Annotated in this window: 21 protein-coding genes; 10 read left to right on the forward strand and 11 right to left on the reverse strand. The window is 46.1% G+C overall.

The annotated features are described in order from the left end of the window. Positions 1 to 41: 41 nt before the first annotated feature. Together CR164_RS00690 and CR164_RS00695 are read left to right on the forward strand one after the other, a co-directional pair. Positions 42 to 620: a hypothetical protein gene (locus CR164_RS00690; RefSeq protein ID WP_161953463.1), complete on the forward strand. Its 579-nt coding sequence runs from the start codon at positions 42 to 44 to the stop codon at positions 618 to 620. Between the two features lie 240 nt (positions 621 to 860). Then, the gene (locus CR164_RS00695) at positions 861 to 1,568 is read left to right on the forward strand and encodes an SDR family oxidoreductase (RefSeq protein ID WP_110022283.1); all 708 of its coding nucleotides are present in this window, start codon (positions 861 to 863) and stop codon (positions 1,566 to 1,568) included. 9 nt (positions 1,569 to 1,577) lie between these two features. Here the strand turns inward: CR164_RS00695 and CR164_RS00700 are convergent, their stop codons facing one another. The 4 genes from CR164_RS00700 to CR164_RS00715 form a co-directional block, all read right to left on the reverse strand. Then, on the reverse strand, positions 1,578 to 2,459 hold the full coding sequence (locus tag CR164_RS00700) for an SDR family NAD(P)-dependent oxidoreductase (RefSeq protein WP_110021994.1): 882 nt from the start codon (positions 2,457 to 2,459) through the stop codon (positions 1,578 to 1,580). A gap of 146 nt (positions 2,460 to 2,605) precedes the next feature. Continuing rightward, entirely contained in the window at positions 2,606 to 3,673 is a 1,068-nt protein-coding gene (locus CR164_RS00705) for a DUF4332 domain-containing protein (RefSeq protein WP_110021995.1), read from the reverse strand. A gap of 511 nt (positions 3,674 to 4,184) precedes the next feature. Then, positions 4,185 to 4,376 carry a 4Fe-4S dicluster domain-containing protein gene (locus CR164_RS00710; RefSeq protein WP_110021996.1) on the reverse strand — a complete coding sequence of 64 codons (192 nt, stop codon included), beginning with the start codon at positions 4,374 to 4,376 and terminating at the stop codon, positions 4,185 to 4,187. A gap of 15 nt (positions 4,377 to 4,391) precedes the next feature. Then, a complete protein-coding gene (locus CR164_RS00715; RefSeq protein WP_110021997.1) occupies positions 4,392 to 4,655 on the reverse strand; it encodes a hypothetical protein in 264 nt (87 codons plus the stop codon). A gap of 362 nt (positions 4,656 to 5,017) precedes the next feature. Here CR164_RS00715 and CR164_RS00720 point away from each other — a divergent pair, with 362 nt between their 5' ends. The 4 genes from CR164_RS00720 to CR164_RS00735 all read left to right on the forward strand — a co-directional run bounded on the left by CR164_RS00720 (position 5,018) and on the right by CR164_RS00735 (position 10,889). After that, the gene (locus CR164_RS00720) at positions 5,018 to 8,710 is read left to right on the forward strand and encodes a hydantoinase B/oxoprolinase family protein (protein ID WP_110021998.1); all 3,693 of its coding nucleotides are present in this window, start codon (positions 5,018 to 5,020) and stop codon (positions 8,708 to 8,710) included. An 86-nt stretch (positions 8,711 to 8,796) separates the two neighbouring features. Further along, the gene (locus tag CR164_RS00725) at positions 8,797 to 9,387 is read left to right on the forward strand and encodes a YdcF family protein (RefSeq protein ID WP_110021999.1); all 591 of its coding nucleotides are present in this window, start codon (positions 8,797 to 8,799) and stop codon (positions 9,385 to 9,387) included. Between the two features lie 135 nt (positions 9,388 to 9,522). After that, entirely contained in the window at positions 9,523 to 9,705 is a 183-nt protein-coding gene (locus CR164_RS00730; RefSeq protein ID WP_146204120.1) for a hypothetical protein, read from the forward strand. Between the two features lie 14 nt (positions 9,706 to 9,719). Beyond that, the gene (locus CR164_RS00735) at positions 9,720 to 10,889 is read left to right on the forward strand and encodes a radical SAM/SPASM domain-containing protein (protein ID WP_110022001.1); all 1,170 of its coding nucleotides are present in this window, start codon (positions 9,720 to 9,722) and stop codon (positions 10,887 to 10,889) included. A gap of 151 nt (positions 10,890 to 11,040) precedes the next feature. Here CR164_RS00735 and CR164_RS00740 read toward each other — a convergent pair whose 3' ends face one another. Together CR164_RS00740 and CR164_RS00745 are read right to left on the reverse strand one after the other, a co-directional pair. Then, the gene (locus tag CR164_RS00740; RefSeq protein ID WP_110022002.1) at positions 11,041 to 12,066 is read right to left on the reverse strand and encodes an NAD(P)-dependent oxidoreductase; all 1,026 of its coding nucleotides are present in this window, start codon (positions 12,064 to 12,066) and stop codon (positions 11,041 to 11,043) included. A gap of 137 nt (positions 12,067 to 12,203) precedes the next feature. Continuing rightward, complete coding sequence (locus tag CR164_RS00745) at positions 12,204 to 12,887, reverse strand: DUF1847 domain-containing protein (protein WP_110022003.1); 684 nt, start codon at positions 12,885 to 12,887, stop codon at positions 12,204 to 12,206. Between the two features lie 139 nt (positions 12,888 to 13,026). On the opposite strand from CR164_RS00745, the gene CR164_RS00750 reads away from it, so the two are divergent. Beyond that, on the forward strand, positions 13,027 to 13,881 hold the full coding sequence (locus CR164_RS00750) for a GNAT family N-acetyltransferase (RefSeq protein ID WP_110022004.1): 855 nt from the start codon (positions 13,027 to 13,029) through the stop codon (positions 13,879 to 13,881). Positions 13,882 to 13,903: 22 nt separating this feature from the next. On the opposite strand, the gene CR164_RS00755 is transcribed toward CR164_RS00750, so the two are convergent. The 3 genes from CR164_RS00755 to CR164_RS00765 all read right to left on the reverse strand — a co-directional run bounded on the left by CR164_RS00755 (position 13,904) and on the right by CR164_RS00765 (position 17,504). Beyond that, the gene (locus tag CR164_RS00755; RefSeq protein ID WP_146204121.1) at positions 13,904 to 14,710 is read right to left on the reverse strand and encodes a phosphatase PAP2 family protein; all 807 of its coding nucleotides are present in this window, start codon (positions 14,708 to 14,710) and stop codon (positions 13,904 to 13,906) included. A 108-nt stretch (positions 14,711 to 14,818) separates the two neighbouring features. Next, positions 14,819 to 15,763, reverse strand: a complete 945-nt coding sequence (locus CR164_RS00760; protein WP_110022005.1) for a universal stress protein — start codon at positions 15,761 to 15,763, stop codon at positions 14,819 to 14,821. A 22-nt stretch (positions 15,764 to 15,785) separates the two neighbouring features. Then, entirely contained in the window at positions 15,786 to 17,504 is a 1,719-nt protein-coding gene (locus tag CR164_RS00765) for a cation:proton antiporter (RefSeq protein WP_110022006.1), read from the reverse strand. 273 nt (positions 17,505 to 17,777) lie between these two features. Between CR164_RS00765 and CR164_RS00770 the strand changes: the two genes are divergently transcribed. After that, positions 17,778 to 18,248: an RDD family protein gene (locus CR164_RS00770; RefSeq protein WP_110022007.1), complete on the forward strand. Its 471-nt coding sequence runs from the start codon at positions 17,778 to 17,780 to the stop codon at positions 18,246 to 18,248. Between the two features lie 78 nt (positions 18,249 to 18,326). Here the strand turns inward: CR164_RS00770 and CR164_RS00775 are convergent, their stop codons facing one another. Both CR164_RS00775 and CR164_RS00780 read right to left on the reverse strand, forming a co-directional pair. Continuing rightward, positions 18,327 to 18,596: an RNA recognition motif domain-containing protein gene (locus tag CR164_RS00775; RefSeq protein ID WP_110022008.1), complete on the reverse strand. Its 270-nt coding sequence runs from the start codon at positions 18,594 to 18,596 to the stop codon at positions 18,327 to 18,329. Positions 18,597 to 18,764: 168 nt separating this feature from the next. Further along, positions 18,765 to 19,541, reverse strand: a complete 777-nt coding sequence (locus CR164_RS00780) for an SDR family NAD(P)-dependent oxidoreductase (protein ID WP_322113418.1) — start codon at positions 19,539 to 19,541, stop codon at positions 18,765 to 18,767. Between the two features lie 270 nt (positions 19,542 to 19,811). Here CR164_RS00780 and CR164_RS12970 point away from each other — a divergent pair, with 270 nt between their 5' ends. Both CR164_RS12970 and CR164_RS00785 read left to right on the forward strand, forming a co-directional pair. Continuing rightward, on the forward strand, positions 19,812 to 19,988 hold the full coding sequence (locus tag CR164_RS12970; RefSeq protein ID WP_153303681.1) for a hypothetical protein: 177 nt from the start codon (positions 19,812 to 19,814) through the stop codon (positions 19,986 to 19,988). 140 nt (positions 19,989 to 20,128) lie between these two features. Further along, a complete protein-coding gene (locus CR164_RS00785; RefSeq protein WP_110022009.1) occupies positions 20,129 to 21,574 on the forward strand; it encodes a DUF4403 family protein in 1,446 nt (481 codons plus the stop codon). Positions 21,575 to 21,638 lie beyond the last annotated feature (64 nt).

Consider the following 21,638-nt stretch of genomic DNA (forward strand, 5'->3'; position numbering starts at 1 on the left):
CTCTTTTTCGGTTTTTTTAAACATTTAAAATAAAATAAGTTATGGAGTGGTCGATTCCGATGAAAATTTTTGCCTACTGGTTCATCGCCATTGTTGTCGGGCTGCTGTTTTTCAGGAAAGAAACCTTCACGTTCAATGCGAATTTCGATACGCGCCGCAAAGTGCTGCTTTCCTTGTCACTTTTGATTGTCGCTTTCAATGCTTTTGTCTATACCAACTCGACCTATGACGGCGGGAGGCCTCTCGACATTGCTTCTGTTCTGCTCTTTACTGTCGGAAACGGTATTGCGGAAACCTTCATGTTCTATGCCGCGTTTGTCATCGGTGAAAAGCTTGTCGGTTTTGCTTCCAAAAATTCCATGGCGCTGTTCATTGGGGGCTTTGTTTTTTTTATGGTTTATAGCGGATTGATTCACGGATTGTTCTGGATTGAATTGTTACCCGAGCATGTCAACCAGGAGAGTCCTCTCAAGCCATTGTTCATGCCTACGCAGATCCTCATCGCTGGAAGCTGGGCGTTGAGCTTTTTCTGGTACCGCGATCTGCCGTCGGTGTTCGTGCTGCATGGTTTGGTGGATTTGACCATGATCTTGAATGTGAAGTTCTCTCTTTTCGGTTAAAAAACCTGTTGCGCATCTCAATAGCTTCGTTGGGCAGTGCTCGGAATCCTCATGTACTTAGTGTACACTCCGGTTCCTCTGCTCTGTCCGCCTTGTTCTTGGAATGCTCACAACGGCTTTTTGGGATGTAGTGTTTGATGGCTCTGTGAAAAGCTTTTTATGCTCCGCGTCAAGCGCAGGGCAGCTCTTAGGCTGCATCACGCTTTTGGCTTTTACTTTTTGAATTTTGACTTCAAGCATATGAGATACTCGGGAACAGTTTTGGTTGCCGGAGCTACCGGACGAACAGGTCAATGGGTCGTGAAACGCCTGAAGCACTATGGTATAGACTATCGCCTTTTCGTGCGTTCTGGCGAAAAAGCTCTTGAAACATTCGGACCGGAGATTGTCGATCGAATCACTATCGGGAGTATAGAAAATGAATATGAGATAGATGCTGCGGTGAAGAGTGCCGATGCAGTGATCTGCGCTATCGGAGGAAATGTTATGGACCCCGATCAACCACCTCCTTCAGTTATCGACAGAGATGGTGTTATACGACTTGCTCATCGATCGAAAAAGCATGGTGTAAGGCAGTTTATTCTTGTCAGTTCTCTGGCGGTTACGAAACCCGATCATCCGCTGAATAAATATGGCAACGTGTTAACCATGAAGCTCGAGGGGGAGAACGAGGTTCGAAGACTTTACGGGGAAAAGGGATATAGCTATACTATTCTAAGGCCAGGCGGTTTGATCGACGAAGACGGGCCTTTAGAGCATTCGATGTTATTCGATACCGGAGATAGAATCGAGACAGGTAAGATCAATCGTAGCGATGTAGCTCAAGCCGCTGTTGAGGCGTTATGGGTTCAGGAGGCCCAAAATCTGACGTTCGAGCTTATCCAGCAGAATGCACTCTCCCAGGATTCGTTTGAGCTTTATTACAAACAGGCTACTCAAAGCCGGTGAATTTGTTCCTCATAGTGGCTCATCTCCTCTTTTCCGGCTGCTGAGATCGAGAATCCTCTCCCTCAACGGACTGCCGACTTTTTTCAAAGTAAGTTGCATTAATGCATGCAGACCCATACCGGCGATCGATCGATAACGGATGTGTGATTTCCTTCCATTTGCCTCTCTGATTTTCGAAACCAGTTTTCGAGCGACTTTTTCCGGTGATTCAGCTATCAAGTCCAGAAATTCTTTCGTTTCAGGAGATGTGTCACGCAAAAGCAGATCGGTTTTTACCAGACCGGGACTCAATTCGTGTATACCGATACCCCTTATTCCCTGTTCATGCAATTCCCGGCAGAGAAAATGACTTACAGCGGCAACACCGAGTTTCGAGGCTTTGTGGGGAATGTTTGATCGGGAAAATTTAGCTCCGGGTGCTGAAAAACCCATATTGAATATGTGATACAACGGTATATCTTCGCTGGGTTGGTTTCTCATTATTTCAGTCGCTATTTTCGACATCAGCATTGAGCCCGCAAGGTTGGTTGTACAAGTTTCCAGAATATCGGAGGCTTCGAGTTGCCAAAGAGGAGCTTTGCGCAGACCCGATGTACCGGCGTTGTTTATCCATCGATCAACCTGACCAAGGCGTGTAATGATGAAAGAGGTGAACAAGTCGAGCTCTTCAGGATTACCGACATCCATGCAAACTCCATAAATCTCACATCCTGGGATCTCGGCTTTGAGTGATTCAACAGCATGTTCGAGGTGCTCGGGGTTCCTTCCGGAGATAATGACGCGATCACCCTTCAAAAGAAATTCTCGCGCAAGTGCATAACCCAACCCTCTGCTGCCACCCGTGACGACGATACCGAGAGCTTCTTGGGACTCTGTGTAGGGTAAGTCCATAGATATAAAAGTAATATTTTTCCATCCGCAAAGGAAAATGCCTGCTCTAGTACTTTTTTGGGTTTGTGCAAAGGGCTTTGTTTTTTAAAGTACTTTATATTTGAACAAAAAAGTATTCATAAAGGCCGGTCACAAAACAATCTTATTTAGTAAGTAATGACTTTTCGAAGAGTCTTAGCCTCAGCTACCCATGAATCAACATCCTGCTGTGAAGGATCACAGGCGATAATGCTTTGCTTTTTGTTGACCTCGAGGATTTTCTCATAAAGGTTGGATGGATTACGATGTGCAAGTTCCGGAACAGTGTCGACCCCAGACGCCTCGAGAAGCGTCGCTGTTTGTACATCGATCCCTCTTACCCTGCACAAATCAGCATAATTAACCAGTGTAAGCACTTCTTTCTTCGACAAATTGCAAATGGACGAGAGTTCTCCCCTACCCTTCGATGTTTTTCCCCGCTCGAGCAAGTCTGTAAAGGTGAAAATGCCTGCGCTTCCGAGTTTGTCGGCAACAACGAATCCGAGCGACTCGAACCCGGCTGTTTCGATTGTGCTGTCAGCAACGGGATCATCTGCTCCGGTTTCCTGTTGTTCACCTTTGCGATGTAATGCTACATGCTGAATATTTTCATCTATAGCCGGGTGTTGAGAACGTTCGGAAAAAGGGAGCATTTTTTTGCAAAAATCAACCATACCGCTTATCTGTTCTTTGAAAGGAATTGATTGGGTAGCCGTATCGATACTGAGTTGCAGGGCCGATCCCATTCCTGAAAACGCTTCATCCAATGCAGCCTGACCACGAACCTCCCCCTTTTGTATCCTGTCTATCACATTGGTAACCCCGGGCACAAATCTTTCAGCTGCAGCCTTACCCATTTCAACACTGTAGCTGAAAAGGGAAAGAGGATTACTTAAAGCCATACGCCGAACCTCTTCAGGACGGGAAAGAATGCGTATTGTCCCATCCCTTTCAATGGTTGCCTGACAAGCCAGCCTCGCTCCATCTTTTATCTGCTTCTCGGATAAAAAAGCTTCTTCGACATCGCTCAAGCCGGAAAGACAATCCCCTCCCTCGAGAACAGTAACATAACATGTCTGACAGATCCCGAGACCGGCACAAACATAACCAACATGAGCCTTGCTTTCCAGCGCCACTTTGGAAAGTTTCTCACCAACTTCTCCCGTGCATGACTTGTCATTGATAAGGATATCCATAACTATTTTTAATTGAATCGGTTATATAAAAAATCAGATCACTGGTTCATCAATATTTATTTGAAATTTAGCAAAATAACGGCAAAAAGCCGGTCGGGATATCGACTAAAGGTCTTCTGTGAAAAGAAAATACAAGAGGCTGCCCTTTTGTGGCAGCCTCCAACCCAATACCAATGCCGATGAAACTTGTAAAGAAACGGACTATACGCTTATGCTTTCAACATTCGTCCTCCGTGACCGTCTGCATCGCCACAAGAACTAATTTCAAGTCAATCTATTATCATGCCTCAGGAAAGAGCGCATTTATGTCCACCCCAATGTTCCTTTCCATTCACAAAGACCTGAGGTTCATTACCGGAGGTTATTGTTTCCGCCTGACGGCGCACAAAATTATCTACTGATAATGGGTAAAAACAGGGATGAGATCGTTTCAGAAAATGGCTTACCAATCTTTCAAAACGATCTCCATCATTGTCAACCTGCTTGAAACAATTTGATCGTATGAACGAATTCAGGACATCTTTACAATGCAATCCATTGGACAAACGTTAATGCAAGCCGGTTCATCATAATATCCATTACAATCAACACACGCCTTTTCATCGATTACAAAGATATCATCACCTGGTGAAATCGCTTGAACCGGACACTCATCGACACAGACGCCACAACAGCCACAACTCTCAAGAATCTTGTACGCCATCAGGTTTTCTCCTTGTTAATGATTGCCAAATCCGTTTCCTGCCCCCAAACCTCTTCCGCGGTTTCTTCCGGGACGCCCGGCGCCACATGCTCCCCGGCCGCCGAAGCCACTACCGGAACGCCTTGCTTGACCAAGCCCAAGAGGACCGGCAGGTTCATCGACATGCTCCCTGTGAATCGCATTACTGCCACATTTCGGACAGGTTTGAGGCCTTCCGGCTCCAAACGGAACCGACCATGTATGTCTGCAGTCCGCACAATAGAACATTCTCTCTTTCATAATAGAACTCCGTTTATAGATGTTTACAAAGCCACAACACAATTATAAGCATATGCCCATAAATATCAAATATAATGATCAACTTTTTTAAAAAATTCCGCTGAACAGGAAAAAAATGGCTTAGGCAAAAAACAATGGAAAAAGGTACTTTGCGCCAATACTCTTTTTTTAAGCACCGCTATACGATGTCACAAGCGGCTTGAGTACGAGGAGATGGGGGGAAGAAAACGGAGTGTACACCGAGTACATGAAGATTCTGAGTACCGATCAACGAAGTAATCATAGTGCGCAGTAAATGAATAGAGGTGCCGTTCAAAAAAAATTCCTATCGAAACAGGGCTACTTTCAGACAGATCGCGCACATGAACAGCAACGAAAAACAGTGGTATTTCTCGGTAGACAGAGGCGGTACTTTTACCGATATCGTCAGTTTCGATCCGGAAGGACGGGCACACACTCACAAACTGCTATCCATATCCGACGCATATGAAGATGCCGGAATTGCAGGAATCAGGACAATCCTGAATCTCTCACCTGAAAACCCTCTCGATCCCAACCTGATAGGGTCGATCCGTATAGGAACAACGGTTGCCACCAATGCCCTCCTCGAAAGAAAGGGTGCACCTGCAGCACTTTGCATAACGAAAGGTTTTGAAGATCTTCTTGCTATCGGCAATGGAACCCGCCCGGAGCTTTTCAATCTCGGAATAGACAAACCCTCACCGATCTACAGTCATGTTTGCGGTATCGAGGAAACAATAGATACCAGTGGCGCTGTCCTCACCGAACTCGATCCTGAAAAAGCGGAAAAATCTCTTCAGGAAATCCGTTCACTTGGTTACGAAAACCTTGCAATAGTGTTGAAACACTCCTGGATAAACCCTTTGCATGAAAAAAAACTGATCGACATAGCCCGACAAAAAGCTGGATTTCGCCATGTTGTCGCATCTCATGAAGTCATGCCGCTCATTAACTTTCTCAAACGCGGACAAACAACCATGATTGAGGCCTACCTCGGCCCGGTTCTCTTCAACTATGCCAACACCCTGAAAAAGCTGGCTGGACCGATAAAAATCGAGTTCATGCAGAGCTCGGGAGGGCTTGTCAGCGCCGACAATCTCCATGCAAAAGACACGATTCTATCGGGACCGGCAGGTGGGGTGACCGGTACAGCGAGACTATCCGAACAACTCGGTGTTGAACAAGTCATAGGATTCGACATGGGAGGAACATCAACCGATGTATCCCGTTACGACGGTGACCTTAACCATGTTTTTGAAAGTTCAGTGGCTGGAGTTCCTTTCTACACCGACATGCTCGATGTGGAGACCGTCGCAGCCGGAGGAGGCTCGATTCTTTCTTTTGACGGAGAACGGCTCCTCGTAGGACCTGAATCCGCCGGTTCCAATCCCGGCCCTGCCTGTTACGGACTCGACGGACCATTAACAGTTACCGATGCCAACCTTCTGCTTGGCAGGATAATCCCGAAATACATCCCCAATGTATTCGGGACAAGCCATGATAAACGCCTCGATAAGGAAAAGACAAAAGAAAAATTCAGGGCTCTTGCCACCACCGTCAGTGCAAAAACCGGCCATACCTACACACCGGAAAAACTCGCTGAAGGCTACCTGAGAATAGCGAATGAAATAATGTGCAGAGCGATGAAGAAAATCTCAATATCGAGAGGCTATGACATCAGGGACCATGCTCTCATGTGTTTTGGAGGAGCGGCCCCCCAGCATGCATGCGACATGGCCAGAATACTCGGCATAAAAACAATCATCGTTCATCCTTTTTCAAGCGTTCTTTCAGCATACGGTATAGCCTTGGCTGACCGGCTTGAACGCACAGTACTGGCTGTCATGGAGGTTTTGACGACCCGATTGCTTCAACGTCTTGAAAAAAAAGCGGAAACCGAGGCCGGAAAACTCGCCGAGAGACTTCGAGATGAAGGAAACAAAGCGGAAATAACAACAAGGCTTTTTTTGGATCTCAGGCCAAAAGGGAGTGATTCCTGGCTTTCCATTCCGGCAGGAACAGGTCGCGAATCCGCTTCTTTCGAAAACATGAAGAATATAGTTTCACGTTTCAAAAAGGAATATTTCAGCAGGTTCGGCTTCAGACCCGATGCCGATACTATCGAGGTGGTGAATATGCGTACCGAAGTTTCCTCAGCCTCTTTTGTACCATCGGCAAACACCCCTTCCCTGCTACCTGATAAACCGGCACCAGCTCATGCGCGCTCTTCATGCATGGTATGGATATCGGGAAAATACAGACGGGTCCCCGTGTTAGACAGAACCTCGCTGAAACCCGGTCATCAGATCGACGGACCCGCCATGATCGTCGATGACCAGCTGACACTTTTCGTTCAGGAAGGTTTCGAAACCACGATCGACGCCATGCATAACCTCATTCTCAGGGATGAAACCCATACCTCTGAGACGATGAATACAAAACAGCAAAACGACAGCGAGAGACCTGATCCGATAATGCTCGAAGTTTTCAACAACCTTTTCATGAACATCGCCGAACAGATGGGCTACACCCTCGCGAACACGGCTCACTCGGTGAACATGAAGGAACGTCTTGATTTTTCATGTGCATTGTTCGACGACAAGGGAAAGCTCATCGCTCACGCTCCGCACATACCGGTGCATTTAGGAGCCATGGAAGCTACGGTTCGGCACATCATAAAAGAAAACCGTGACACCATGAAGAAAGGTGACATGTATCTCGCAAACAACCCCCATCAAGGCGGCTCTCATTTGCCGGATATCACGATAGTCACTCCTGTTTTCTGCGAAGAAAACACACCATCCTATTATCTGGCCAATCGTGGACATCATGCAGATATCGGCGGCATCACTCCCGGATCCATGCCACCCTCGAGCCGAACCATTCAAGATGAAGGCATCGTAGTGGGAACCTTTCTTCTCGTTCGTGAAGGAACATTTCGCGAAAAAGAAGTCCTTGAACTACTTTCATCCGGAGACCACCCGGCAAGAAACCTTTCCGAAAGGCTCTCCGATCTCAAAGCACAGGTAGCCGCCAATAACAAAGGCATGACAGAACTGATGAGAATGAATACTGATTATGGAACCCCAACGGTTCTGCGATACATGTCATTCATCAGAAAAAATGCAAAGCATGCAGTTAACCGGGCTCTCGAAAGGCTTGCCGGCACGACGGGAACATTCGAGTCAACGTTTTCCGACAGCATGGATAACGGTGCCGTGATCGCCGTATCCATTCGTATAACCGCCGCTGCAGAAACGGAACCAAAAATCGTGGTTGACTTTACAGGCACGAGTGCGGAGGATCAAGGGAACATCAACGCCCCTGCCGCAGTTACGACAGCAGCTGTTCTCTACGCACTTCGGTGCCTCATCGAAGAAAATATACCACTGAATGCTGGATGCCTCGAACCCGTTACCATTATCATTCCGGAAGGCTCACTGCTCAATCCTTCTTCTGGTGCGGCTGTTGCTGTCGGCAACGTTGAAACCTCGCAACGGATTGTCGATGTACTGCTCGGAGCTCTTGGAAGAGCCGCTGCATCACAAGGAACCATGAACAACCTTCTGTTCGGAAAACCCGACAACACCGGGAGCCAGTACTACGAAACCATACCCGGAGGCAGCGGTGCTACGGAAGGTCATAACGGTGCATCCGGCGTACAAGTGCACATGACAAACACCAGACTTACCGATCCCGAGATACTCGAACAACGCTTCCCGACAGTTCGCATAACCCGTTTTGCAATGAGAAAGGGTTCAGGCGGAACCGGCAGATGGAACGGAGGCGAGGGTATTGAAAGGGCCCTTCGATTCAACGAACCCATGCATGTCAGCGTCATTTCCGAACGAAGGGTTACGGCTCCGTTCGGTCTTCATAACGGTAGTGACGGAGCCAAGGGAATCAACCTGCTCATCTCTCCCGATGGCACAGAAACCAGGCTCGAACACAAGGTCGATCGGATCTTCGAATCTGGAGAAACAATTTTGATAAAGACCCCAGGAGGCGGTGGATATGGAAAGCCAAACACATAACTGCACTATGAAAACGATGTAGCTTGATTTATCGTCATTTTTTTATAAGATAGAAGCAAGACCTCAAGGACAGCAACCCCTTTTTTATGAAAGCCTTTTTCAAAAAAATCCTGACACTGCTTGTAATCGCAAGCATCATAGGGGTAACGGCATTTTCAAGCCTTGGCTTTCTGGTCTCTCTATACCAGGGAACACCGGAAAAAGCCGATGTAATCATTGTGTTGGGAGGAGATGACGGGCTTCGGGTAAAACAAGGCGGTGAATTGTACAAGGCAGGATATGCACCGAACATTCTGGTGACAGGCATCGACAGCAGATATTACAAACCTTCACAACCAAACTGGCGTGAACGTCGTTTGTTGGATATCGGTGTTCCCGAGCAGGCTATCCTGGTTGACATCAGGTCGGAGACAACTTGGGAAGAAGCAATGAACTCGGTTGAGACGATGACTGAAAAAGGCTGGAAAAAAGCAATCGTGGTCAGTGATCCTCCACACATGTTTCGTCTTCACCATACGTGGAAAAGAGCTGTCGAGGATTCTCAGAAAAAAATCATTCTTATTTCGACACAGCCGGAATGGTGGGACCCTTTATTCTGGTGGAGCAACAAAACGAGTTATCGGTTTGTGGTCAGCGAACTCCAGAAAAATCTCTATTACGCCGTCGTGCATTTCTGATTTTCCGTTTCTTTTGTATCAAGGAACCACAGAACTCTATCGTATCCTGGGATTTAATGGTTATGTTTTTAAATTACAACATGGTATGTTTGATGTATTCTCATAATCCTGCTCACGGAATAAATGGAGATAATCATGCAAGAGCATGCTTTTCCGACAATCAGCCCTGAAACCACTTTTCTCGAAGAACTCCTCGAGAAAGAGTCGATGCTCGATCTCATGGAAACCGAAGAGATAGACACCTTTGCCGCATGTTCATTAAGCTGCAAAATCTGCCAGTGCATGGAATGCGCTAAAATTCCAGGCGGAGACGTTTAAAGACACAGTATTGAATGGCTGGAAAATGGCATGTGCCTTATGCGGTTCTCTTCCTGACAAACAGTTGTAATCTCTGTTGCAGCTATTGTTTTGCAAGCAGGACAGGTCTTGACTCCATGAGCCTGAAAACCGGCAGGAAAACAATAGACTGGCTTTACGAGAACACCAAAGGGTTTCATGAAGATCCATTGATTGTCTCTTTTTTCGGTGGTGAACCCTTGTTACGATTTTCTCTCCTCCGACAACTTGTCGAATACAGCAAGCAACACGAAGACCGGTACGGAAAAAAGATGATTTTTTCCGTTACGACTAACGGAACATTGTTGAACACAGCAATGCTCGATTTTTTTGAAGAACACAATATCAGTGTACTTTTCAGTATCGACGGCGACAAGGCAACCAATGACCGTTTCAGACTTTACAAGGATGGTTCGAGCCCTTTTGAAACAATTTGCAACAATGCGTTACGCCTGCTTGAGCGGTTCCCCAATGTTGCCGCCCGGATGACGGTTACAAAGGAAAATATTCCTGCCCTCGCTTCGAACATCAGATTTCTCAACGAAGAACTCGGCTTTCGGTTCATTTCTCCCTGCACGGCACTCGAACAGATAGATGATCATGAATCGTGGAAAGCTTTCGACCGGCAATGCCGTGATGCCGCCGTATATGTCACTGAAAAAGCCATCGTGAACGACTACGTTCACCTGCACTTTCTCGATAACGGTATTGAACAAATCACCAGCAACCATGAAGTCGATGTCGCCTGCGGTGCCGGTAAAACTTTCGTGGGAGTGGATGTCGAAGGCAATATTTATCCATGCCACCGATTTGTCAGTTATACCGGTTCCGACCGCATGAAATTCAGACTCGGGTCGGTTTATGACGGAATCGATCCGGTCAAAACCCTTCCCTTCCGCCGATATGACCGACGCCATATCCTTGGCTGTTACACCCGTTGTGAAGAGTGCCCAGCGGAAAATTTCTGTGCTGGAGGCTGCATAGCTCTTCACCAGGAAATCAACGGCTTGTTCACCATGCCCTTGCTGCAGCAGCAAAAACTCATGAACATATGGCACAGCATCTGCCTTGAAACAATAGAGTGGTTTAAACAAGCTGACCGGTATGACTTCCTTATGGAACAAATCACCATGAAACCAAAATCCTTCATGCCGCTCAATGACTGAAGGATACCACTATACATTGTCGTGTGCGGTATGCGTACGGAGCGCACCGGAGTGCATGAGGATTTTGAGCACCCAACGAAGTAATCATGATGCACTGCATAGTAAATAGCGGTATCCTGAAAAAGGATAAGAAAGCCTGTCACAGGGTTTTTCAGAACATTGCGTGGTCACCCAGTTCCTGTCCGGCAAGCCCTTCTTCCAATGCACGCTTGTAGAAATCCCTCAGCTTATCGGTTCCGTAGGAAGGCGTGGCATCAGCGTCATACTGTCCTGTTTCAGGGTTCAGCACCAACATCGATTCAGAACAGTAGTATTTACCGATACGGGCAAATTCCGCCTTGTCTTCGAGTTTCGGGAAAATCTTCGCAAGAAAACCCAATACCGGAATAATGATGCCGAACATCTGAATCGGCATACGTTTGAATTTCGGTTCTCTTCCCAGAAGCTCGAAAAGCATCTCTCCCTGCTCCCTGACGGAAATCGCATCTCCCGGTCCGCCGATCGGAAGAATTTTGTTTTGCTTTGAAGGATCTTCCAAACAATCGACCATGAAACGCGCAAGGTCGGCCTCGCTGATTGGTTTACAAGAGGTCAGCTCACCGTTGCCGAACATAATGAACGGCTTCCCGTTTTTCACCGATTCTACCTGACCTGCTATGGATTTGAAAAAAGCCGTTGGACGCACGATCGAGTAGGTCAGTCCGGATTCGATCAGTTCTTTTTCAAACTTCAGTTTAGCCCTCTGAAACTCCAGAAGGGGCTTCTGAACACAGATTGCCGAAAGCAACAGAAACTGCTTCGCGCCAGCAGAAAGTCCTGCATCGAGTGCGTTTCTTGTAGCCTGATAATCAATATTCCAGGAGTCCTTTACGCCTCCGGTACGAGATGTCAGGCAGGACACGACAACATCGAAGTGCTCTTTGCAGATGCCGTTGTTCATGAGTGAATCAAGCTCGGTCACATCTCCGAAACGTACCTCGGACCCTTTGAGTTCTTCCCTGGTCCGTTGAGCGCTCGTCGAAGCGCCAACACCCGAACGCTCACGGGCAAAACTCACCACCTGATACCCTCTGGCAACCAGTTCACGAACAACGAATTTGCCAATATATCCGGTTGCCCCTACCACAAAAACACGTTTCGACTGTTTTGTTCCGGAAGATGGAGAAAATGAATTCACGGCTCAATGAAGGATTGTCGTTAGTAAAGCTTTTATGCCTGTTTGATTTCAAAAACGGGTGTGAAATATAGCAAATATTTCAGTTGACCAGCCAACGTCCTCAAAAACGATTGCAACGATTCGTATCGGTTGAACCGCTACAGCTCACGCCCTTTCTCCAACACCCGGTTATAATATGAATTGCTTGTATAGAGGGCAGCTGCAGGATTGTGCCCCAAAACCCTGTCCTTGACAACAAGCGTTGTTACGAGCGCCTTGGAATGTTTGCAAAAAAGCGCGTCGTGACCGACGCAGAGCCCGATAACCACATTGAGATCCGCCCCCCATTCATCAAGCAGTTTTGCTTGCAGGATCGGGTTACATATTCCCTCGAAGCTATCAGGTCTGATTTTCAGTTTCTCATCCAGCCCAATTCCGCTCTTGTCGACAGAACCGACTTTACAGAGTACAGCATAGGGCTCAAAACCGTTTTTTTTCACTATTTTTGAAAAAATTCGAGTCTCCTCGATCAGTCCGATACATGTTGCAAGCCCTATTTTACGGGCGTCGAGACGTCTGGCAAACGCAAGAATTTCTTCGACGCGGGTCAGCTTACCATAATAGAGCCCCTCAACTTCAGCAGCAGCCCGTGCAATCTTTGCATCGCCAGAGTCTTCACAATACTCGAGCGTGACGTTTGCGAGATCGTTCGGTTCAACAGCTTTTCCCGGGCAGAAATCCGGAAAACTTTTCTCCTGGCGATAACAGTTCAAAAAACCACATTCGGAACAGCCAATCTTGTAATCTCCGCCATTCTTTTTATTTTTTTTCTTCGAACTCATGAAAACAGAAACAGTTGCTTACCTTGCTCATGCAAGGCAAAGATGGTCAAATAACGATTATAAACATTTTCCTGAAAGATTACTTTTTTTGCCCGCATATCTTCAATGAAGAAGAGTGTTACTCCTCAAACTTACATAGATGACAACATACCCGGACTACACTGTCAGAACCATGACCCGTGACGAAGTCAATATAGCCATTGATTGGGCAGCCAAAGAAGGCTGGAACCCCGGAATCGGTGATGCGGAATGTTTTTTTCGTACCGATCCTGAAGGATTTCTTATCGGAAAACTTGACGGTGAACCCGTAGCCACTATTTCAGCAGTCAAGTATGGTAGTTCTTTTGGTTTTCTCGGTTTTTTCATTGTCCGTGAGGAATTTCGCGGTATGGGCCTGGGTTTTGACATCTGGAACGCTGGTCTGAAAAGGCTTGAAGGCAGATCGATAGGGCTCGACGGGGTTGTCGCACAGCAGGATAATTACAAAAAATCCGGATTCACCCTGGCTTATCGTAATATTCGATTTCAGGGAAAGAGCGGTAGAACAAAATCCAAACATGAAGAAATAGGGTTGCTCTCTGAACTCCCGTTCGATGATGTCAATGCATATGATCAAAGCTTCTTTCCCGATAAACGAAAAGCGTTTCTGCAGTGTTGGATAAACCAGAAAAACTGCACGGCACTCGGGGTAATGGACCATGACCGACTTGCCGGATACGGGGTTATCCGTTCCTGCCGTTCCGGATATAAGATCGGCCCTCTTTTTGCCGATAAACCTGACCTTGCCGAAAAACTGTTCTGTGCCCTCACATCTTCAGTACCCGAAGGCTCTCCGGTTTTTCTCGATCTCCCTGAAACAAATCATGCGGCGTTGGAAATGGCAGGAAAGCACAAGATGGAGACTGTGTTTGAAACAGCCCGCATGTATAAAGGCAAAGCGCCCAGGCTTCCTCTGAACAGGATCTTCGGGGTTACATCTTTTGAGCTTGGCTGAAGCAGACTTGGTATCGCTACGGTCAGGAAGGCTTTTTTTTAGGTAAAAAACCGGCGAGGAACTCCTTAAAGCTGAAATCCTGTTCGTACATGCGCAGAGCATAATACAGTGCAATCCCAACAAGATACACCATAGCGCAAGACCAGAGAAAATCGCTTGCAAAATGGCCTCCCTGCGCCATCCTGCCGACTCCCATCAATATCCCATAACAGGTTCCCCCTGCAAGCCAGACCATCGCCAGCACTTTTTTCCTGTGCCGGTAAATGAAGTATGGAAATATCATGAAAAATCCTACTGAAGCATGTCCGTTGGGAAACGAGTTGTATTTACCTTTTATCCGGTACACATTGCGAAAGATATCCCACTCGACAGCCCCCTGACTGGATTCAAGCATTTTTTCATATTTCCGTGAACTGACAAACTCTCCCTTTACAAGAGGAGGAACAAAAGCACGTTGTCCCCCGAATTCGACAATTTCCCTCGGTCTCGGTCGTCCCCAGTATTCCTTGAACACCGCATTGACCAATAGCCCCGGCCCTAAGACCATAAGCATGGCGATGAATGCAAAAACTCTCCTGTTCTGCTTCTGAAAACCGGTGAATGTGCCGATGAACCACAACAAGAGAGCGATGATAGAGATGATCATGGCCGGAGCCGGACCGTAATCGTATAAAAACACCCATAGCGCCTGGTTTCGAAACACCCATTCTCCATCGCTGTAAAGCATTTTTTGCAGGGCAATATCAATATCCCACACCAGAAAAGGTGCGGTAAGCAACACAAAAAAAGCAAGCGAAACGGCAAATTCTCTGAAAAAGTTGTTCTTCATTTTCCCGGTTAGAACGCCAATGCCTCAATTCCCGGCAATAGGCGTTTATTTTTGGCTAAAAAAGGAAAATATATTCAATCCTCTTATACTTTCCAGCGATGTGGCGCATCAGGAAAATGCCTTTACCGGCGAAACAAAACCGGAAGGCTTCAACGCCAGCAAGGAACAATTCATGGTGTTTACAATATTTTCTGCCGTGTTTCCGATGAGAAACCCGAGAATACCCGTTCTGGCAACCGTTCCCATAACAAGAATATCGACATGCTCTCTTTCGACAAATTCAGGAATAAGAGTATCAGGCCATCCTCTCATACGGAAAACTTCATGATTGGCACCAATACCCGACTCTTCAATCAATGCATTCAAAAGCGCCTGATGATCGGAATCCGCCTCTTTGATGTTCTTTTCATGTTCTTCTTCAGAGATGTTCGCCCAAGCCTTGTAACGCAGAAACTGTTCATATTCATAGTCCCAACAGGAAAGAACGCTTAACGATCCGTTAAACTTATCAGCCATGGATCGTGAAAGTTCCAATAGCCTTATGGAAAGCGCTTTTTCTGAAGGCTCTCGGCTTTCCGCATCAATAGCCACCGCAAACCTGAATTTTTCTTGTTTGTGAAGTACGGGTCTTGCAAGCCAAACGGTAGAGGGACACTTTCGAAGAAGCGTCATATCCATCGCCCCGAAGCCTTTGTCGTGCTCTCTTGGCTCGGCTTCCTTGATCACAAGATCATATCCCTCACGAAGAACATGTCGAATCACCTTTATCGCAGGAGGAATGACAACTTCTTCCTGTATGATACGAACCGGTACCTTGTCTTTGTCGAAGTTCAGTGCCTCACAAGCCTTTTCAAGAGCCAGGTGAAGCTGCTCTTCGAGATACTTCGAATACGTTTCGGTATAAGCTTTCTGCGCTTTCAGGAGAGCAGGATAGACAAGTAAAACATCAAGTGTTCCCTTGTTTGACATAACAAGCTGCAGTGCCTGCCTCAGTCCTGCAGTTTCATCAAAGATCCCATTTGTAACATACAGGATCGAGTTAAATGTTCGCATGGTCCACCTCCTGGCCAGATTCTTAAATGTCCTTTGCTATCGGCAGCTCACATTGCATAGCCTCAGCCAACCTCTTTGCAGCACGTTCCGCAGCATCGTAAAATGGCAAAAACACAACATCGGCTCCTTTGGAAATCAATATCTCCCGCTCATCGACCTTTTGTGTCGACACGGCGATTTTTCCTCTGAAACGCTGCTGCTTGAGCGCATCGATCAGTGCGATGCGGGGATCCTCATGAGTCAACCCGAGAAAATCATGCTGTGCTACCGATGAAACAACCCACTGCACACCTCCAAGAGGTAATGAACCTATGAATTCCTGATCGGAAGCATCACCATACACAGCATCGAATCCCTGCTTTTTCCATCTGCGTACTTCATCGGGGTTGAAATCAATGGCGAGAATACGGTAACCATCATTTTTCAGATACTGCGCAACCGCTGACCCATAACGCCCCAACCCGAAAAGTATGATGTCATAACTCCTTGCCCCAAGCATTTCCCGATCTGCCACCTCCTGACCTTTATGAACACGTTTCTCAAAAACTCCCAGCACGGGCTCCAGGAAAGCATAGAGCATATGTGAATAGGTTATCATGTAAACGGAGAGCGCTATGGTAATCAATCCTACCAGCGTAACCAGGCCGAGAGCATCTGAAGAAACATGCCCCAGATTGAGCCCCATTGCAATGAAAATCAGGGAAAACTCGCTGATCTGTGCCACGGTGAGCCCTGCCAGGAACGACGTTCGTTTCCGATAACCCAAAAATCCCATGATGATCATGACAATCAGCGGATTACCGATAAGCACAAACAATGAAAAAAGAATCGCCGGATAGATCTGACTCCCGAGCAATGCAAGTTCGATATGCATACCCAAAGAGATAAAAAAGAAAAGGAGCAGAAAATCGCGTACCGTGGAAAGACGCGAAAGGATGGTTTCGCGGAAAGGGGTCGAAGCCAGAGAAACGCCGGCAAGCAACCCCCCGAGTTCCTTGCTGAAGCCAAAATAACTGCCGAGCGAAGCCAAAAGAGCCGCCCATCCTATAGCGAAGGTGACGAGCAATTCCGGGGACTGCACCATTCGACTGATTACCGGTGTTGCGACAAAGCGGATGAAAACGGCGACAAACAACAGCATGGCGATACCGTAGATCATGATTGTCCCGGTCCTCATCAGGGCGCTGCTTTCAACACCCGGCTGGGAATCAACCCCGAAAGCCGAAAGAACGATCATCGCAAGCACAACAACCAGATCCTGAACAATAAGAAACCCGATTGCAATCCTCCCGTGCAGTGAATCGACCTCTTTCTTGTCGGAAAGCAGCTTGACGATAATGATCGTACTGGAAAACGTAAGCGCTACGGCAACGTACAAAGAAGTTGTGGTATCAAGCCCGAGCAACTGCCCGATAAAAAAACCGGCGACCGATGTAAAAAGAACCTGTCCCAGGCCAGTCGCCAATGATACCAGACCCATTGAACGTATCAGCTTGAGATCGAGCTTCAATCCAACCAGAAACAAAAGAAGTGTAATTCCGAGATCAGCCAACAACTGCACCTTTTCGCTCGATTGTACTATATCGAGCGCGGACGGACCCGCAAGTATACCGACAGCGATAAAACTCACAATCATCGGCTGACGCAACAAAAGACTCAAGGCGCCGACTGCCGCAGCCAGCACGAGTAATGAGGTAATCTCGTAAAACGGAATAGTATGAATAATACTGAGATCGGGCATGCTGAAAATTTCTCTTGCAATAACTACGCAATACACTTACATACAATACCTTTCCAGGGTGGAAAAGTTCATGCTTGCTCAACTATTTATAAGCGTTAATTGGCCAAGGGATTATGTTCTCAAATTTTTTTAAAAAACGATAATCGCGTTGATATAAGGGACAAAAGACGTATCTTATTTTTTTAATTTGAGTTACGCAAAAAATTAAAAGCCTGAAACTGGAATGATTATTTCGAACCCGCAATCAACAAAGGATAAAAACAAAGCGAAATAATGAGCGCACCGTCAATCCATCAATACCGGGAACCCGTTAAGTACGGCGGATTCTGGATTCGTGTCGCTGCGAGCATCATCGACTATATAGTGCTTCTTATCCCCAGTATGCTTTTTGCCTTTCTCCAGCGTGAACTTACGCAAGGGGCAACCACCGAAATTGATCAGATAGCGCAAGAATTCAGTATTCTTCTTAACAGTTTAATCTTTGACTGGATTTACTGCGCCGCACTTCAGTCTTCTGCATGGCAGGCCACCTTAGGGAAAAAAGTCGTCGGCCTGAAAGTGGTGGATGAAAACGGGCGCCGCATTTCTTTCGGACGTGCAACCGGTCGATATTTTGCTTCAATTATTTCTGCCGCAATTTTTTGCATAGGGTACATGATGGTCGGCTGGACAAGCAGGAAACGGGGACTCCATGATATTATGGCCGGAACTTTCGTCATCCATGATGAAAATACAAGCAAATAAAGAATTAAAAAAAGCCGTCTGTACGGATTGTACGACGGCTCGAGAAGCAAATATATTCAAAGAGAATATTTTTCAGGCTTAATAGCGCGGCCTTGAAGGGCGTTCTTCACGGGGACGTGCCTGGTTGACCTTGATCGAACGACCGTTGAGATCGCTGTCATTAAGAGCTTCGATGGCTTCATTCGCTTCACCATCGTTCGGCATTTCGACAAAACCGAAACCTTTTGAGCGACCGGTGAATTTATCGGTGATGATGTTTGCGCTGGAAACTTCACCGAACTCGCCGAAAGCATCACGCAGATCGTTTTCAGTTACACCATATTCGAGATTGCCAATATAAATATTCATGTTTTTACCCCATGGTAAGTTGTGCTTTAAACAAAAAGAGAAACGCCATCAAATAATCAAAAGCACAAATCACCTGAGAGCGGTTCAGCCAACCATTGGCTGAATCATGATTATACTCTTTTACTGTTCGGAAAACAAGAAGAAAAAAAATCAGTATCTGCTTTTTCTTCACAACCTTGCTCCACCTGAAATTTCGAGAATCTGACCTGTTATGAACGAAGCATCGTCAGAAGCAAGAAAAAGAGCCGCTTTTGCGACATCAAGAGGGGTAGCTATCCTTTGCAGCGGATAACGTGCCGCAGCCTCTTCAGCCATTTTTTCCCAGCGCCCTTCACCGAGCACCTTGCTGAAAACCGGCACATCGACCAGGGCCGGAGCAAGTGCGTTGACAGTAATATTGTGGCTCCCCATTGCCATGGCTAAAGAACGGGTAAACGAGAAAATACCACCCTTAGACGCAGAATATGAAAATTGTCCCGGACTGCCGCGGTAAACCAGCGAGCTCATATTTACAATCCGGCCATACTTTCTCGGCTGCATTTTTCTGCAGGCTTCTCGGCAAATCAGAATGCATGATTTCAGGTTGAGATCGAGGTTCAGGCTCATACGTTCGTAATCGATCGCCTCAACGTCAACCACCGGCTCAACATCACCACCCGCAATGTTCACAACTATATCAAGAGAGGAAAAAGAATCCTCAATTTCCGCAAAAAGATCAAGAATCTCGTCTTCCCTGGTGACATCGGCCAGAATCACCTGTGCATTCCCGCCTTTTTTCCTGATCTGCTCCTCAATTGCCGAGCATCCCTCCCGGTTACAATCACTCAGAACAAGCGATGCCCCTTCAGCAGCAAAACATTGCGCGACCGCACTGCCGATTCCCCCGGCGGCACCGGTAACCAGAGCTGTTTTTCCAGGAAGTTTCATGCCGTTAATATAAACCATTTACGCTTATCCGATTACATCAAAAGCTATTACTGTGACCGCTTGCTCCGATAAGAGACCTCTAAAAAAAAGAGAGTGACGGAAAAAATAACGTATACTTTTAGTTAGCGATCTTATTCAAATTTCATGGTATGACTAAACGTCTTCAACATGATTATCGAAGAGCGCCCTTATAAATTGTGTATTTGTCTATGGCACATTGACTAAGGTTTTTCATGCAAAAAAATAACGACGACCGTTCTCTTTTCAACACTCAACGCTGAAAACACTATGGACATATTCGACGTAGTCGCATCGGGCGCCAAAGGCGCATCAGGAGCCATTTATGATGCAGCGAAAAGCACTGTCAATAACGCCTTAAAATCATCAGAAAATGCTGTTGGCGAAATGAAAGATATGGCCAGTGATATTAACACAATGATGATATATTTTAAATACTATCGATAAAGCAACACAAAACAGTCACAAAAAAAGGTGCCTGAAAAGCATTTTCACTATAAGGAAAAGAGTGGTGAATTGTTGCCTATGTGATAATCGACCAATAACTGAACATCATTTGCATATCCGACGACCTGCAGGAGATTACAATGAAAAAAGCATTCATTATAATCGGAATTTTTTTTGCTGTAACCATTTCAATAGTCTTGGCCTTTCTTCTATTCATTGAAATACAGCAGCCCAAACCTCCTCAAGCTGTCCAAAAAACTGTTTCGGTTACCGTTCCTGCCTCGACAATCAATCTGCCGATCACTTATCAGGTCGAACAGCTTGCCAACTATCTTAACAACAAGATCACCGGCACCTTTCTCGAAAAAAATATTTTTCTAAACTCTGGAAAAGAAGAGATTTACCTGACTCTGACAAAAAAAGAGAAAATAACCGTTTCTTCGACAGGCAAACAACTGATCTGTACCCTGCCATTGACCGTCGACGGCACACTGATTAACAGCAGTTTGGGAAAAACGCTTTCCAAACTGTTCAAACCGGTTTCAACAAGCCTTTCCATTACATTGGCGACCCCGGTTAGTCTGGACAGCAACTGGAACCTTTCCACCCGTTTTGAAATAAAAGGATACGAGTGGCTGAGCAAGCCGATTTTACAGATAGGGCCTTTTAAAATAGACATTAAAGAACATCTCGATAAGGAAATACAGCAGAAAAGCCATGAATTGACCCGAATGCTTGACGAGCAGATCAACGAAGAAGTTTCCCTCCAACCGACGGTGGCAGGAGTCTGGAAAGATCTGCAAAGACCGATCCTCATCAATAAAAGACCGACTGCTGTTTGGTTAAAATTTGTATGTGAAGATATACAGGGAAACATAGAACTGGATCAGGAAAAAATCACCTGCTTCGCCAGCCTGAAAGCCAAACCATTGATCATCACCGACACGACAAAGAGCTCCACTCCTCTACCGTTACCATCATTCAAGACTCTGGACAAAGATAGACAAACGAGGCAATCCGATATTTTCATCTACGCCTATACCTCGTTCGATACATTAAATGAACAATTAAACCGTTTTCTCAGAAACAAATCCTTTTCAGCAGAAGGTTTCAGTACTCGTATAAAAAACATACGGGCATATGCTTCTGTAAACGGACTGACGGTCGAAGTGGAAACAGATAAAATTCTCAATAGCAGTTTTTTTATCAGTGGACAACCTGTTTTTGAAGCTTCAACTCAAAAACTGAAAATCCATAACTTCGATTTTACCATCGAATCAAAAAACATGTTCATGCAAGCAGGGGAAGAAATCCTGCACAACAATATAAAAGAGGCCATCACATCAAGACTCAACGTAAACCTGGGTTCGGTAATCGAAAGAGTCCCCGAACTGGTCCATCAAGCTGTTTCCAAAGAAAAAGCAGGAAAAACAATCAGCCTAACCCTCGACGGATTAACCATTAAAAATTGTGATATCGCATTGGGAGCAGAAAAAATCCACATCGTAGCCAATGTGCTTACAGAAGCGAATATACACCTGAAAAGAATAAAAACCGGCAAAAGAATTACCATTACTGACAATTGATTTTTATCAGTTGTGCATAACAATTTGTTTTCTCTCTTTTCCCCAGCATTATTCACCGTTACAT

This window comes from Prosthecochloris marina (assembly GCF_003182595.1).
In the GTDB taxonomy this organism is placed as follows: domain Bacteria; phylum Bacteroidota; class Chlorobiia; order Chlorobiales; family Chlorobiaceae; genus Prosthecochloris; species Prosthecochloris marina.